The following is a 16,714-nucleotide window of genomic DNA, read 5'->3' on the forward strand; positions in this document are numbered from 1 at the left end:
CTCGGCTTAATCGGTCATGCCTTTTTGCTTAGAAACCCAGTGGGATCTCAAACGCAAAGAAACAGACCAGTACGGTTGTCCATACTGATAAGAAAGCTAGCGAGTATGGCACCATCATTGCGATCACATCACCAAAAGTGAGCTCTGGCTTATACTTACGCATGAAGGCAAGAATAACACCTGCGTAACTCATCATAGGGGTGATGATATTGGTAGATGAATCCGCAATACGGTATGCCGCGGCGACCAAATCGGGTGTCATGTTCGGGTTTACTTGGTACAGCATCGGCACGAAGATCGGACCTAATAGCATCCACTTAGAGGTTAAGCCACCGACAAACAGGTTAATTAACGCGGTTGTTAGGACAAAGCCAATGATCAATGCAATTGGGTAATTTTGCAGGTGCATAGACTCAAGCAACGTTGCACCTAGGTAAGTAATATAAGTCCCTAAACCTGAGTAACTCAGTAGCGCCAAGAAGTTATAACAGAAGAAGGTCAACACTAGGATGTAACCCATGGTGTTCATCTGTGTCACCATGGCTTTTACAACATCTTGCACTTTCTTGAATTTACCTGTGGCGTAACCAAAGCTGATACCGACAATCGCAAAGACCATCGCAATCAATAAGATCACATTATCAAGATAAGGTGTTACTTCGCGTCCAGCATCATTGGTGTATGTCGCAAGCGGACCAACCGCTAACCCATATACCGCCAACAAAGCAACAATGAGACCGAGCCCCGCCCAGCGCAGTCCTTTTTGTTCTTTATCGCTCACTTGGAAATCATCCAAGTTCATGTCTTCAGGGATCACATACGACATTTTATCTAAACGTGGTGCCACAAAGCGTTTGGTTACCCACGCACCTAAACCTGCCAGCAAGAAAGTCGATACAAAAATGAAGAAGTAGTGCATGGTCGCAGGGTTAAGCTCTTCACCTTTTGCTGTCTCAAAAGGTACACCCTGTGCTTCAGCGAAGATACGTGCATTGGCACCCAGTACCACATCCACTGGTGTCGCGGGGATCAAGTTAGCGCTAAAACCTGCCGATACGCCAGCAAACGCCGCCGCCATTCCAATTAATGGGTTTTTACCCAATCCGGCATACAGTAAACCAGCAAGGGGAATAAGTACCAAGTAACCTGCATCGGTTGCAATCGAACTCATGATGCCAAGGAAAACAACCAAAAGTGGTAACCAGCGGTCGCTGATACTTAAACCAACTTTTTTTATTACCGCCGTCAGTAAACCTGAGTTCTCAGCAATACCCACACCCAGCATCACGATCAGGATAATACCTAATACACCGTGGCCGAATGATAACCAGTTTTTCAATAGTGCATTATCAAAGATCCAGCGAACATTATCCGTAGCTAACATGTTCTTTAAGGTGTAATCGACCGCTTCACCGCCTGCGCCTACCGTTTGGAAGGTCAGGCCGCCAATCGCCGCCGTTAAGAAAAGGGAAAAAGTAAAAAGAAACATGAAAATAATAATTGGATCCGGGATCTTTTTGCCCGCACGTTCAATAAATCCAATCAGGCCCGACTGCCTCGGAGGGGGGCTAAACGCTTCACTCATTATCGTACTTCCTATTTTATCGATCGAGTTATCTATGATGTTGTGCAAAACACCCTAGCAAAGCCACTTTATAGAGTAAAACAGGGTTAAATGAGCTTTCTTAGCTTTAATATCCATAACAGCAAGTCTCAAAAGGTAATCGCGCCACAGCGCAACTAGGTATTAGACCATTTCACTAATTAATTAGAATCAATTAGCATTAAAATCTTTAGCATATAATTTCAGTTTTTTTACAATTATCGATATATGATATAAATTCGACCCAAAACATTAACATAACGGCTTTTTTATCATGTGGTTATAGTCTTTATTCTTATCAATAAACTGCAACCCCCTCTTATTACATAAGCAACCGCTTACTATTTAAGTCCGATAAAACATAGCTGCAACACAATGTACTGAAGTTATATTTCAGCCATAAAAAAGCCTCGCAATTGCGAGGCTTTAGCATAATGAACTAGCTTAAGAGCTATTAGGCATTACATTGTGTATGTGTATGGCGCTTGAATACCTAGAGGGATACCCAATGCCCAGTATGCTAGTAGGAAGATAGTCCAACCAATCAGCATAGCAATTGAGTAAGGCATCATCATAGACGCCAGAGAACCAATGCCCGATGTTTTCACGTAACGCTGCATGTAAACAACTACCAGCGGGAAGAACACCATCATCGGTGAGATAATATTAGAAACGGAATCACCCACACGGTAAGCCGCTTGAGTCAGCTCAGGCGAAATGCCCACAGCCATTAGCATAGGCACCAGAATTGGACCAATAAGTGCCCACTTCGCCGATGCAGAGCCGACTAACAAGTTAACGAATGCGGTCAGCAGGATCATACCAACAATCGTTACCTGACCCGGTAAATTCATTGCATGTAGCAATTCGGCACCAGATAGCGCCAGTAGCGTACCTAGGTTAGATTGGGTGAAAGCAACAAGGAATTGAGCAATAAAGAACGCCATTACCATAAAGCTACCCATGCTACTCATGGTCGCTGACATTGCTTTAATCACATCATCGCTAGCTTTAAATGTGCCTGCCACTTTACCGTAAACCACACCTGGAATAACAAACAGGATAAAGATCAGCGGTACAATCGACTGCATCAGAGGTGCAGAGAACGCAGTGATTTCACCATCAGGTGAGCGAAGCGGTGATGTTTCAGGGAATACTGAAGCAACCAGTACCACAATACCTGCAATCATTGCCCAGCCAGCACGTGAGAAAGCTTTACTTTCGATCTCAGTGAACGACCCCATATCCGGAGCTTCTTCAGCATCTTCATCAATCGGCGTATTCGCAAGGCGTGGCTCGATGATCTTCTCTGTTACATACCAACCAATAGCAATCACTAGGATTGACGATAGGCCAGTGAACATTAAGTTAGACAGAGGGTTAACAATGTATTCAGGATCTAAAATTTGTGCTGCTGATTGCGTAAAGCCAGCAAGAAGTGGATCGATACCTGAAGGAATAAAGTTGGCAGAGAAACCACCAGAGACACCAGCAAAAGCGGCTGCAATACCCGCAAGAGGGTGACGGCCTGCGGCGTGGAAGATAATACCGCCCAGTGGAATAACCAGTACGTAGCCTGCATCTGCTGCTGTGTGCGAGACAATCGCCACCAAAATCAGCATCGGTGTCAGTAGTTTTGCTGGCGTGAAGTTAAGCATCTTCTTCAGGCCGGTATTAATAAAGCCAGACGCTTCAGCAACACCCACACCCAACATAGCAACCAGTACAATACCTAGTGGTGCAAAACCAGTGAAGTTTTTCACCATGTTCGCTAAGAAGCTTGCGAAAGACTCACCTGTTAGCAGGTTTTTCACTTCAACGGCTTGTCCCGTTACTGGATGAATAAAGCCGAAATCAACTTGCGATAGCAATGCTGATAATGCCCATACAATCAGTAGTCCCCAGAAGAATAACAATGCAGGATCTGGGATCTTGTTTCCTGCTCGTTCGATAAAGTTTAAGAACTTATTCATACCACCAGATGACGCTTCCGGTGCTGTTTTTACTGCTTGATTACTCATGGGAACTCCATGGATGTGTAGTGTTGGTTTGCGGCGAATTATTTTGCTGTACTTCTTATACGCCCGTTGGTCATCGTTTTTCTCAAACTAGGAGAAAAATTTCAAGAAATTGTAATGTAAATGCCGCCTAAAAAAGCGCGTTAGACCAAGGAACAGACAAGTTGTACTTATTAATATTGTAAATAGAGATTAACAGAAAACATTCCCCTAACAAATAAAGCACCAAATCCACTCAAACTGATAACTTGATTGAGCCGTCTTAGCCAACAAGCCTCTCCTTAGCCATCCTTCTAAACGAAAAAAAGACACCCGAAGGTGTCTTTTTAATCGTGCAAATTAGCGATACCTAGCAGGTATTATTCCCACTCGATCGTTGCTGGTGGTTTACCAGAAATATCGTAAACAACACGTGAGATGCCATCCACTTCGTTGATGATACGGTTAGAAACCTTACCCAGAAAGTCGTATGGAAGGTGTGCCCAATGCGCTGTCATAAAGTCGATGGTTTCTACCGCACGTAGCGAGACAACCCAATCGTATTTACGACCATCACCCATAACGCCAACTGAGCGTACTGGTAGGAAAACCGTAAATGCTTGCGATACTTTATTGTAAAGATCCGCTTTGTGCAGTTCTTCAATAAAGATGGCATCGGCACGGCGAAGTAAGTCACAGTACTCTTTCTTGATTTCACCAAGAACACGTACACCAAGACCAGGCCCAGGGAACGGGTGACGGTAAAGCATGTTGTAAGGCAGGCCAAGCTCTAGGCCAATCTTACGTACTTCATCTTTGAATAGCTCACGCAACGGCTCTACAAGACCCATTTCCATATCATCAGGAAGGCCACCCACATTGTGGTGAGATTTAATAACGTGTGCTTTACCGTTCTTCGATGCTGCCGATTCGATAACATCAGGGTAAATTGTACCTTGCGCTAACCATTTTGCATTTTTCAGCTTCTTCGATTCTTCATCGAATACATCGATAAATACGTGACCGATGATCTTACGCTTAGCTTCAGGATCGTTCTCACCAGCTAATGCAGAAAGGAAACGGTCTTCCGCTTTAACGTGCACAATGTTCAGACCGAAGTGGTCGCCGAACATGTCCATAACCTGCTCACCTTCGTTTAAACGAAGTAAACCGTTATCAACAAATACACATGTTAGCTTGTCACCAATCGCACGGTGAATAAGCATAGCTACAACCGATGAATCCACACCGCCAGATAGGCCAAGGATAACTTCGTCGTCACCCACTTGTGCCTTTATGTTTGCAACTGCATCTTCAATGATGTTGGCAGAGGTCCACAGTTTCTCACAGCCACACACTTCAAGAACAAAGTTCTCGATCATACGCATGCCTTGGCGCGTGTGTGTTACTTCTGGGTGGAACTGTACACCGTAAAAACGTTTTTCTTCATTCGCCATTGCAGCAAACGGACAAGTTTCTGTCTCGGCTACTTTTACGAAATCAGATGGAATTTCAACAACTTTATCGCCGTGGCTCATCCATACGTCAAGTAATGGTGCACCGTCTTCTGCGATAGCATCTTCAATATTTTTGAATAAACCTGTTGGCTCAACAACTTTAACTTGTGCGTAGCCAAATTCACGCTCATTTGAGCCAGCTACTTTACCGCCAAGCTGCTCTGACATGGTTTGCATGCCGTAACATACACCAAATACAGGTACGCCAGCTTCAAATACGTACTGTGGTGCACGTGGAGAACCCGCTTCCGTAACACTTTCTGGGCCACCAGAAAGAATAATGCCGTTCGGGTTGAAGTCACGAATGTCGGCTTCATCGACATCCCAGCTCCATAACTCACAGTAAACACCGATTTCACGAATACGACGAGCAATTAGCTGAGTATATTGAGAACCAAAATCCAAAATAAGGATGCGCTGGTCATGAATATTTGTAGATGTAGTCATTATCGAGAAGTCTCAAAAATAATTGAATAATAGTGGGGGGCTTTAAAGCGCCCCCGATCTTATAGAAGTTTCATCATTAGGCAAACGTTTTCGCCTAATCAATACACGTTAGGTCAAATTAACCTAGACGGTAGTTTGGTGCTTCTTTTGTAATGGTCACATCATGAACGTGTGACTCTTTAATACCCGCACCAGAGATACGAACAAACTCAGCTTTAGTACGTAGATCTTCAATCGTTGCTGAACCGGTTAGGCCCATGCTTGAACGCAAGCCACCCATCTGTTGATGAACGATTTCTTTGATGTGACCTTTGTAAGCAACGCGACCTTCAATGCCTTCTGGCACTAATTTGTCTGCTGCGTTATCGGTTTGGAAGTAACGGTCAGAAGAACCTTGAGACATCGCGCCTAAGGAGCCCATGCCACGGTAAGATTTGTATGCACGGCCTTGGTAAAGCTCAACTTCACCCGGTGCTTCTTCAGTACCAGCGAACATAGAGCCCACCATTACACACGATGCGCCAGCCACAATCGCTTTACACATGTCACCAGAGAAGCGGATACCGCCATCGGCAATAACTGGTACACCAAATTCTGCTGCTGCGTCTGCAGCATTAGAAATAGCGGTAAGTTGAGGAACACCCACGCCTGTTACGATACGAGTCGTACAAATTGAACCAGGGCCGATACCCACTTTAACTGCATCAACGCCCGCTTCGATAAGTGCACGTGCACCTTCAGCCGTTGCAACGTTACCACCAACAATTTGTAGTTCAGGGAATGCTGCACGGGTTTCACGAATACGTTGTAGCACGCCTTCAGAGTGGCCGTGAGAAGAATCGATAAGTAGCACATCAACACCAGCTTCAACTAGCGCTTTAACACGCTCTTCGTTACCAGCACCAGCACCAACCGCCGCACCTACACGTAGACGACCACGTTCGTCTTTACATGCATTAGGTTTACGTTCTGCTTTTTGGAAATCTTTTGCGGTGATCATGCCTTTCAGTTGGAAGTCATCATTTACCAGTAGCACTTTTTCTACACGGTGCTCTTGCATGATAGCTTCAACTTCTTCACGAGAAGCGCCTTCTTTTGCTGCCGCCAATTTTGTTTTTGGCGTCATCACGTCTTCAACTTTCATTGAAAGGTCGGTAACAAAACGAACGTCACGACCTGTGATGATACCAACAAGTTCGTTGTTATCAGTCACTACTGGGTAACCAGCAAAGCCATTTTCAATGGTAAGGTCTTTAACATCAGCAATCGTTGCTGATGGTTTTACTGTCACAGGTTCAGACACAACACCCGCTTCGAACTTCTTAACCATACGAACTTGGTTAGCTTGTTGTTCGATAGACATGTTTTTGTGAATGAAGCCAATACCACCTTCTTGAGCTAACGCGATAGCAAAGCGGCCCTCGGTAACTGTGTCCATTGCAGCAGAAACCATTGGAACGTTTAGCGAAATCTTTTTCGTTAGTTGGGTGCGCAGATCGGCAGTGTTAGGGAGAACCGTAGAGTGTGCTGGAACCAGCAGAACATCATCAAAAGTTAAAGCTTCTTGTTTGATACGTAACATTGCAATATCTCACACCGAGTTAAGGTTTAAAGGAGGATAAAATATTGCGAACGAATTATACGTATGATGCAATCGTTTGGCTACAAAAAAATTATATTTTTTTATTGACTCTTTTTGCTTGATACGTAATATATTTCGGTTAAGTTTCCGGTGCTGCGGTCTCGCATGTAAGGCCAAGATCTGTCTATAGATCTGCCTGTATGTTTTTTACTCTTTCCGCACATTACCTAGCCTTCGATAACAGGTGCCTCACCTCGTGACTCTATTCGCTCAAACTCAATCCAACGATCGTATCTTTACTGTTTCAAGCCTCAACGCAGAAGTTCGCTTATTGCTCGAAAATGAAATGGGCATTGTCTGGCTTGTGGGTGAACTGTCGAACTTATCCATGCCAGTCTCAGGGCATTGGTATTTCACGCTCAAAGATTCACGTGCCCAAGTAAAGTGTGCCATGTTTCGTGGCAACAACCGTCGGGTAACCTTTAAGCCAGCCAATGGCACGCAAGTCTTGGTCAAAGCACGCTTATCACTGTACGAGCCTCGTGGTGATTATCAGCTGATCATCGAAAGCATGCAGCCGGAAGGTGATGGTCGCTTACAGCAGCAATTTGAACAACTTAAAATGAATTTGGCGGCTGAAGGCTTGTTTGCTCAGTCACTGAAAAAACCGCTGCCAGAGCAACCTAAACGTGTCGGTATCATCACCTCAAAAACAGGGGCTGCGCTGCACGATATTTTGAACGTTTTACAGCGTCGCGACCCTAGCCTACCAGTAGTGATTTACCCAACCATGGTACAGGGCGAAGGTTCTGCTATTTCAATTGCCCAAGCCATTGGCCGCGCCAACGCACGCCAAGAATGTGATGTATTGATTGTCGGTCGTGGCGGTGGTTCGCTTGAAGATCTGTGGGCATTTAACGAAGAAATCGTTGCCCGTACGATTGCCGCCAGCCAGATCCCGATTATCAGTGCGGTTGGCCACGAAGTGGATGTAACGATTGCCGATTTCGTCGCTGATATGCGCGCGCCAACACCTTCAGCCGCAGCAGAATTGGTAAGCCGTGATAACAGCCACCAAACGCAAAAAATTAGTCAAAAAACCCAGCAACTGACCCACAGCGTTCGTCAGTATTTGTCTGATCGTCGTCGTCACTTAACCCAGTTGCAACACAGATTAGAGCGTCAACACCCACAGCTGAGGTTAAACCAACAAAGTCAGCGACTTGATGATGTCAGCAGCCGTTTAGAACGCGCGATGAACAACTATATTGTTCAACATCGCCAACACCTTAACCGCAACGAGCACAAGCTGGCTCTGCACTCACCCGTGCAAACGCTAAAACAACAAGCAAACCGTTTAGAACGTGTTGAGAGCCGCTTACATGATGCCATGGATAGACGCTTACTCACCGCACGCCATCAGCTTGCAATGGCAGCGGAAAAACTGGAAACAGTCAGCCCACTTGCGACGCTTGGCCGTGGTTATTCAATTACCCGCGACAGTAAAGGCAAGGTGATCCGTGATACTGACCAAGTAAGTCATGGTGATACCATCACGACCAAAGTGGCCAACGGTGAAATCCAATCGGTCGTTTCAAAAAACCACCAATAGCCCCAACTCATTTTCTGCTTCCATGCACTCGTATAAACGAGTGCATGACTATCTTCAAAATATAACTAAATCTTCCAAATAATGGTTTTTCTCATACCGAATGCGGAGTAGTCTCTCTAATAGCTAATACCAATCTGGGTAAGTAAATGTTCAGGTGATTGCGCAGGAAAAAGCACTGAAAACAAGGCGTAGATTGCAGATAGCTAGTTGTTCTATCTACAAAATCTATAACGCAGTTATCATTGATTTTAACCAGCAAGGATGATCAGTTACTTAGTTAGATTGGTATAAGTCGAGCAAATAGACAGATACAAGGTACATTCAGCAGGAAGAGGAAACCAAGGAATGATAGATTTTCGATCTGACACAGTCACACAGCCTAGCCCCTACATGCGTGAAGCCATGGCAAAGGCACCTGTAGGTGATGATGTTTATGGTGACGATCCTACCGTGAATGAGCTTGAAGCATGGACCGCCCAGCGTCATGGTTTTGAAGCCGCCCTATTCACCTCTTCTGGTACCCAAGCCAACCTATTGGGTATTCTTGCCCACTGCCAACGTGGCGATGAATATTTATGTGGTCAGCAAGCCCATAATTATAAATACGAAGCCGGCGGTGCGGCGATTTTAGGCTCGGTACAACCGCAACCTATCGAAAACAATCCTGATGGCACCTTGTGTTTTGAAAAGCTAGCTGCAGCCATCAAGCCTGATGACATTCACTTTGCTCAAACCAAATTATTAAGTTTAGAAAACACCATAGGTGGTAAAGTTCTTCCTCTGGATTATCTGGCTAAAGCCCGTAAGTTCGTCGACCAACATAACTTACTGCTACACCTTGATGGCGCACGCGTATACAACGCAGCCGTCGCACTCAACGTCGATGTTACCGAAATCAGTCAATACTTTGATTCAATGACCATTTGCTTATCAAAAGGGTTAGGTGCACCGATTGGTTCGCTACTGTTAGGCTCAAAAGCCTATATTGAGCGCGCGAGAAGGCTCAGAAAGATGGTCGGCGGTGGCATGCGGCAAGCAGGTATTTTAGCTGCGGCAGGCAAAATTGCTCTGACAGAAAATGTAGCTAGGCTGGCAGATGATCATGCTAATGCTCGTTATTTAGCACAGCAGTTAGGCCAGCTCGACGGCTTTAATACCGCAGACTTTCCAACTCAAACCAATATTGTCTACGCCAATGTTGATAGAAAAATCGACCTTGCAGCTATTGCGACACGTTTGAAATCACAAGGAATCTTATTTTCACCTAGTTATAGTCCAATGCGTTTAGTGACTCACCTAAACGTTACACGTGAAGATATCGATACCTTTATCAAGGCGCTAAAACAGCCACTCTAGCAAGCTGCTAGTCACTAGATCTGAGGTTGTTAGATAGCTGGATTTAGAGAACTATTTTTGAAAAGAGTGTTTTGAAAAATAATTTTGAGAACAATAAAAAGAGCGAATCATCGCTCTTTTTTAATCTATGTCACGATATCGGTATTACGCGGCAGCACCTTCATCAATCAGCATACAGGCACTGATCAAGCTCTTAGTATAAGCTTCTTGTGGGTTATCAAAGATCTGCTCTGGTGTCCCTCGCTCTACCACTGCACCTTTTTGCATCACAATCACTTCGTCTGAAATCGCTCGTACTACCGACAAATCATGGCTAATAAACAAATAAGCTATGTTGCGACGCTGCTGAATATCTTTCAGCAACTCTAGGACTGTCAGCTGTACCGAACGATCAAGCGCTGATGTTGGCTCATCAAGTAGAATAAACTGAGGCTCTAAGATAAGAGCACGCGCAATCGCGATACGTTGACGTTGCCCACCTGAAAACTCATGGGGATAACGGTTAATGCTCGTAGGATCCAAGCGTACTTCTTCCAACGCTTTTTTAGCTTTTGCTAACCGCTCTTGATGATTTAAATCAGTAAAAACCGTCAATGGTTCCGTGATTATCTCACCGACTGTCATACGGGGTGATAAAGACCCAAACGGATCTTGGAATACCATCTGCATATTGCGTTTTAGCTCAAAGCGTTGCTGATTGGTCATATCACTAAAGCGTTTTCCTTGAAAAGTAATATCACCTTGTGAGTCCAGCAGCTGCATAATGGCGCGGCCCATGGTGGACTTACCTGAACCTGACTCCCCAACAATCCCAACGGTTTGACCTTGTTTTAATGTTAAGTCGATACCTTTGACCGCTTGGAGCAGCTCTGTAGGTTGACCTAGCCAGTTATTTTTAAGCACATAGTTCACTCTTAAATCCCGCACTTCGAGGATATTGGGCGAGGAAAGATCCGTCTCATGCATACCTGGCTTAGGCTCTGCATCTAACAGCATTTTGGTATAGTCGTGCTTTGGTGCTGTAAATACCCCTTCGACTGTACCTGTTTCTACCACCTCACCTTTACACATCACCACCACATCATCAGCAAAATGGCGCACCACACCCAGATCATGGGTAATAAACAAAATAGCCATACCCATTTCAGCTTGGATTTCTTTTAGCAGATTCAGTACTTCAGCCTGTACGGTCACATCAAGTGCAGTGGTTGGTTCATCGGCAACCAAAATATCAGGGGTATTAGCGAGCGCCATCGCAATCATAATGCGTTGCAGCTGACCGCCAGAAAATTCGTGAGGATAATGGTTAAGCCTTTTACTCGGCTCGGGAAGGTGGACTTTTTCAAATAATGCCAGCGTTTGTTCCATCGCTTCGCGTTTTGAGACACCACGATGATGAATAATGGCTTCGGCGACTTGCTCGCCCACAGGCATATACGGATTCAGAGAGGTCATCGGCTCTTGGAAGATCATTGCAATACGATCACCTCGAATATTGCGAAATGCCTTTTCATCTATGCCGAGCAAATTCTGTCCTTGAAAACGAATAGCACTTTGCTCGCCAATGCGTGCATTGTTAGGCAATAGCCCCATGATGCTACTCGATGATACCGACTTGCCAGATCCCGATTCACCCACCAGTGCCAATGTTTGGCCTTTTTCTAGCGTGAATGAAATATTCTTAACGGCATCAAAACATTCATCTTCCATCTTAAAGGAGACAGAAAGATCACTTACTTCTAACAATGGATGCTGCACAGCCATACTAATATCCTTATCAGTAACAATAATTGCAATTGATAATTATTATCACAAGTAAGAATAAAGCTCCAGTCTAAAAATCTATTCGTTTGGGAACTTGCACTCGAAAATATAGCGAAAGCCGTACTCTAAGTATGCTTTTCGCTAGTGAATAGGCAGGATGAAGTAAATCCATGGCAGCGTTGCCATGGAGATAATTAATGGGGGTAGTACAACGATTACTCCGTCGGAGTAAAAGCGATACGTACTCGAGATTTCGATTTTAACTCATTGCACGTATTACAGAAGTAGCTGGCAGAACCACAGGCTTGTAGCTTTTCTAACTCAGCATCACAATCGGGACAAAACGCCTGTTTCACCAGAGTTATCTGGCATGATTCGCAGCTATATTGATTGGCTTGCCAAGCGAGTTCGTTATGGCAAGTTGGGCATACATTTTCAGTTGTCATCGGTTATCTCCTTTTAACCTGCTCATGATATCAATACTTTACTTACTGTGGCTAAATCGATCCTGCACTGGCTTGATCTATCACAAAGCTTCTATAACAAGCATGACGCCAGCGCTATAGCGCAACGTTTCCGCCTTCAACACCGTAATTAAGCCATATTGTTTTCATGCTTCCGAGAAAACGCATCCAATTTAACCACCCCAAATAATCAACTGAATACAAAACGGGCAATATCCGATGAGATCAAGCGACATGATCAAGGATCTTTATGGTGATCACAACCAAAAGCCATCTTGATCAGCGATCACCCACCAAAAGAACATTTATCAATACACTTCCCGAAAGCATAAGTTACATGTGCTGTTTTTGGATTTCACACGACATATAATACTGCAGAGATGCAAATGTAATAGAGGATCCAATAGATACCAAATACAGATCTTGGCTTATGCGGTACGATAATCTCGTTCTAATTCCAATATAGTGCGATAAAAAACGAGTATTCTCTGCATCTATTACGACATTCTCTGTCCTTCAAAGACAGTATGTATCGCTAGTTATTTTGCTGGGACAACAGATGTCACCATCACCAGTTCTTGATCCGACACGAGTTCAAAACTCACAGTGAGCTGAGCATACTCAGATAGCGAATTGATATGCGTACCACCACACGGAATTTCAATTAAGCCAGCTTCTTCACCTAAGTCACACTGCCAGTAGCGTGAATCAGTAAGTGCTTCACCTTCTTTACGCATCACGACAGCAGGGCCATTTACACGCCATAGTTCCAGTTGCTGATTCACTTTCTCTGCCACCTCATCGAGCTGGTTAACAAAGTCTGCGCTATTTAAACCGCGTTTGCGTAGCGTTTTGCCAAGACGGTACGTATCAGTACTGCAATCTGGTGACACAATACTTTTAGTTTGCGCGTAGCTGTGAAAATCAAAATAGCCCAATTCGTCACAACGCGTGGGTTCTTTGCGCCAGAAATCATGGTGCAGTACTTTATTGATTGCCAGTGATGATAGGTGACCAGCACTGTGACCACGGCTAAGAGCCTGCTGATGATCCGCATCAACAGTTAACTCAACCACACAACCTTGCTCTAGTGCGACAATATTCGCAAGACAATGCACGACAACAAATGCCCAGCCTTCAGTATCACGCTTTACGGGAATATCCTGCCCTACAAACAACTGATTAGTCGCTAATTCAACTGCGCCAACCTGACAAGCTATTACTTCATGGTTGGTGTCATTAACTGTAACCGTGCCACGATCCGCTGGATGATCTGGCCAAATATGGCTCACTGGATGAAACGGGGTTTGATCCGTAACCAGCCAAGTGCCTGATGGTGTTGCTGGCAGACAGAGTTGTACTAATGCGTTTAGCTGAGTCTGTTTTTGCGGAAAAACAACTACAGTCGGGTGAATTAAAGTCATGCTGTTCCTGTTATAAATATTTGAATAAAAAAAACCCAGCACGAGGGCTGGGTTTCATTTTATGCTTTCTCACTGTGATTAGTCACGATCACGGTTCTTCAAAGCTGAAGTTAGGCGCTTACGTTGACGCTCTTGCGAGATCGTCAGTTTCTGCGTTTTACCTTCAAATGGGTTATCGCTGCTTTGGAATAGAATACGAATTGGTGTACCCATTAATTCTAAAGACTTACGGTAGTAGTTCATCAAGTAACGTTTGTACGAACCCGGGAGTTCATTGACTTGGTTACCGTGAATAACCACGATTGGAGGGTTATAACCACCAGCGTGCGCATATTTTAGTTTCACACGACGGCCACGGATCATTGGTGGCTGGTGATCATCTTGCGCCATTTGCATAATACGTGTCAGCAATGACGTGCTGATACGCTTAGTTGCAGACTGGTAAGCTTCAATAACAGATTCGTATAAGTGACCAACACCTGTGCCGTGTAGTGCAGAGATGAAGTGAATACGTGCGAAATCAACGAAACCTAAACGGCGGTCTAATTCAGATTTAACACGATCTTTTACGTCGTTATCCAAACCATCCCACTTGTTCACAGCAATCACTAGCGAACGACCAGAGTTCAGTGCAAAACCAAGCAAGCTTAAATCTTGATCTGAGATGTTTTCACGCGCATCGATAATCAGCAACACAACGTTAGCATCTTCAATCGCTTTAAGCGTTTGAATCACTGAGAACTTCTCAACCGCCATGCTCATGTTCTTACGACGACGAACACCTGCGGTATCAATCAATACGTATTCTTGACCATCACGTTCCATTGGAATGTAGATAGAGTCACGTGTTGTTCCCGGCATATCGTAAACAACCACACGCTCTTCACCAAGAATACGGTTAGTCAGTGTTGATTTACCAACGTTAGGACGGCCAATGATCGCCATCTTAATCGGTTGTTCTTGAAGGCGCTTGTACGCAGCTTCTGCATCTTCTTCAGATAGGTTCGCTTTTTCGATCTCTTCAGCAGAGTTCAGCTCGGTTAGATCAACTAACTCGCCATCTTCGCCTTCGCTCTCATTCAAAGAATCAGCAAACGGTGCTAACGCACGCTCCATCAAGGCCGTTACGCCACGGTTTTGTGCCGCTGCGATTTGGTACATTGCATCAACGCCAAGCTTCCAGAAGTCAGCACATGCGCTATCTGCATCGATACCATCAATTTTATTTACTACCAAGAAGGTTGGTTTTTCACGGCTACGAAGGTGCGCAGCAATCGCTTCATCAGATGAAGTTAGACCCGCACGGCCATCAACCATGAATAAAACAACATCAGCTTCTTCAATCGCGGCTAGCGATTGTTCAGCCATTTTTGTTTCTACGCCTTCTTCTGTGCCATCAATACCGCCGGTATCGATAACAATAAATTCGTGCTCTTCTAACTGAGCTCTACCGTATTTACGATCCCTTGTTAGGCCAGGAAAATCAGCTACCAGCGCATCCCTTGTGCGGGTAAGACGGTTGAATAACGTCGATTTACCCACGTTAGGGCGCCCGACAAGGGCAACAACAGGAATCATAAGTACCTCTTACTTTTCATAGTCTTAATCATGCTAATTCCTATATTTTTATCTCTTCACGACAATAATCTAGGAACGGAATCCAGCTTGAAACTAACGTTTCTTATCTATTAGTTTACGCTAAATTACTATAAATAACGGCTCCTGACTGTCTAAAACAGCAGGAGCCGACTTAATATTACGCGGTATTATAGCAGAGCTTACGGCATTTGCATTTTATTGATCTGACCGTCTCTTGTTACCACCAAGTAGCCATCACTGACTTTTACTGGTGGAATAGCAATACCACTGTCATCAACTTTTTGCTGCGCAGTAAACTCACCCGTGTATGGGTCAAGCCAATGCAGGTAGCCTTCGCTATCACCTACAACGACACTGCCATCAATCACAACAGGTGAACTCAGCAAGCGATATTCCAGATCTTTGTTTTGCCAAATCTCGGTACCACTTCGTGCATCCACAGCAACAACATGATCTTTGTCGGTGATCAGGTAAACCTGATTACCCGCAACAATAAAGTTGTTCGCCGATGAATAGCTGCGTTTCCACGCTGGCTGACCTGTACGCAAATCGATAGATACCAAGTTGCCATTATAGCCAACGGCAAACAGGCGTTCGCCAGCAATAACAGGTGATGCGTCAACATCCACTAGGCGATCGATTTCAGTCGAACCTTTTGGCGAACCAATCGGTTGTTGCCATAACATTTGGCCCGTGCCCATGAGTGCGCCCGCTAAACGTCCGTTTGCTTGGCCCCAGAAAACACCACCAGAAATAGCAACAGGCGCGCTGTCACCACGTAGCGTTAGCGTTGGTACTTCACCACTTAAACGCCACTTGTCTTCACCGGTATCAGCATCTAGCGCTTCAAGGACACCACGGCTCGTGTTAACAATGACAAGACCTTCATCAACTAACGGAGCAGCAAGTACTTCGCCTTCAACACTGGTACGCCAAAGCTCTTCACCGGTCTCTTCATCTAACGCAATCACTTCTGCGTTTTCAGTACCAAGGAAGACTTTGCTGTACGATACCGTGATACCACCTGAAATTTTCGCTGTAATGTCAGATTCAAGATCTTGTGACCAAATCACTTTGCCTGTATCAGGCTCAAGTGCTTGGACAATACCGTCTCGATCTGCAACAAAAATTTTGCCGTAGCCCACCGCAGGTGACAATTTAGAAAAGTACTGACCAACGCCACTACCCACTTTATGTCCCCATACTTTCACTGGGGTGAAATTGCTTTCGACAACAGGAAGCGGTGCCTTTTGAATCGATTCTTCTTCACCTGCACAGCCCGCAAGCACACCTAACGTCAGTGCGATGGTAACTGCTTGCTTGAACACCTTCTGCATACAATTCCGCCT

General features: G+C 44.8%; 11 protein-coding genes. 2 read left to right on the forward strand and 9 right to left on the reverse strand.

The features are described 5' to 3' along the window. Positions 1 to 28: 28 nt before the first annotated feature. From L4C35_RS08500 to guaB, 4 genes are all read right to left on the reverse strand, one after another. Positions 29 to 1,585: an AbgT family transporter gene (locus tag L4C35_RS08500; protein ID WP_428462481.1), complete on the reverse strand. Its 1,557-nt coding sequence runs from the start codon at positions 1,583 to 1,585 to the stop codon at positions 29 to 31. A gap of 479 nt (positions 1,586 to 2,064) precedes the next feature. Further along, positions 2,065 to 3,624 (reverse strand): AbgT family transporter, encoded by a 1,560-nt coding sequence (locus L4C35_RS08505; protein WP_428462482.1) that lies wholly within the window; start codon positions 3,622 to 3,624, stop codon positions 2,065 to 2,067. A 356-nt stretch (positions 3,625 to 3,980) separates the two neighbouring features. Further along, the gene (gene guaA / locus L4C35_RS08510; RefSeq protein ID WP_428462483.1) at positions 3,981 to 5,564 is read right to left on the reverse strand and encodes a glutamine-hydrolyzing GMP synthase; all 1,584 of its coding nucleotides are present in this window, start codon (positions 5,562 to 5,564) and stop codon (positions 3,981 to 3,983) included. A gap of 118 nt (positions 5,565 to 5,682) precedes the next feature. Next, positions 5,683 to 7,146, reverse strand: coding sequence for an IMP dehydrogenase (gene guaB / locus L4C35_RS08515; protein ID WP_428462484.1), 1,464 nt, complete (start codon positions 7,144 to 7,146; stop codon positions 5,683 to 5,685). Between the two features lie 256 nt (positions 7,147 to 7,402). Between guaB and xseA the strand changes: the two genes are divergently transcribed. Together xseA and ltaE are read left to right on the forward strand one after the other, a co-directional pair. Further along, the gene (xseA, locus tag L4C35_RS08520) at positions 7,403 to 8,758 is read left to right on the forward strand and encodes an exodeoxyribonuclease VII large subunit (RefSeq protein ID WP_428462485.1); all 1,356 of its coding nucleotides are present in this window, start codon (positions 7,403 to 7,405) and stop codon (positions 8,756 to 8,758) included. Between the two features lie 345 nt (positions 8,759 to 9,103). Then, a complete protein-coding gene (gene ltaE / locus L4C35_RS08525; protein ID WP_428462486.1) occupies positions 9,104 to 10,114 on the forward strand; it encodes a low-specificity L-threonine aldolase in 1,011 nt (336 codons plus the stop codon). 144 nt (positions 10,115 to 10,258) lie between these two features. Here the strand turns inward: ltaE and L4C35_RS08530 are convergent, their stop codons facing one another. From L4C35_RS08530 to bamB, 5 genes are all read right to left on the reverse strand, one after another. Further along, positions 10,259 to 11,878 (reverse strand): ABC transporter ATP-binding protein, encoded by a 1,620-nt coding sequence (locus L4C35_RS08530; RefSeq protein ID WP_428462487.1) that lies wholly within the window; start codon positions 11,876 to 11,878, stop codon positions 10,259 to 10,261. 215 nt (positions 11,879 to 12,093) lie between these two features. Continuing rightward, positions 12,094 to 12,324: a zinc ribbon domain-containing protein gene (locus L4C35_RS08535; protein WP_428462488.1), complete on the reverse strand. Its 231-nt coding sequence runs from the start codon at positions 12,322 to 12,324 to the stop codon at positions 12,094 to 12,096. 557 nt (positions 12,325 to 12,881) lie between these two features. Further along, entirely contained in the window at positions 12,882 to 13,766 is an 885-nt protein-coding gene (locus L4C35_RS08540) for an alanyl-tRNA editing protein (protein WP_428462489.1), read from the reverse strand. 78 nt (positions 13,767 to 13,844) lie between these two features. Further along, entirely contained in the window at positions 13,845 to 15,344 is a 1,500-nt protein-coding gene (der, locus tag L4C35_RS08545) for a ribosome biogenesis GTPase Der (RefSeq protein ID WP_428462490.1), read from the reverse strand. Positions 15,345 to 15,544: 200 nt separating this feature from the next. Further along, positions 15,545 to 16,702 carry an outer membrane protein assembly factor BamB gene (gene bamB, locus L4C35_RS08550; protein WP_428462491.1) on the reverse strand — a complete coding sequence of 386 codons (1,158 nt, stop codon included), beginning with the start codon at positions 16,700 to 16,702 and terminating at the stop codon, positions 15,545 to 15,547. Positions 16,703 to 16,714: the final 12 nt, after the last annotated feature.

This window comes from Photobacterium kagoshimensis (genome assembly GCF_050337045.1).
In the GTDB taxonomy this organism is placed as follows: domain Bacteria; phylum Pseudomonadota; class Gammaproteobacteria; order Enterobacterales; family Vibrionaceae; genus Photobacterium; species Photobacterium kagoshimensis.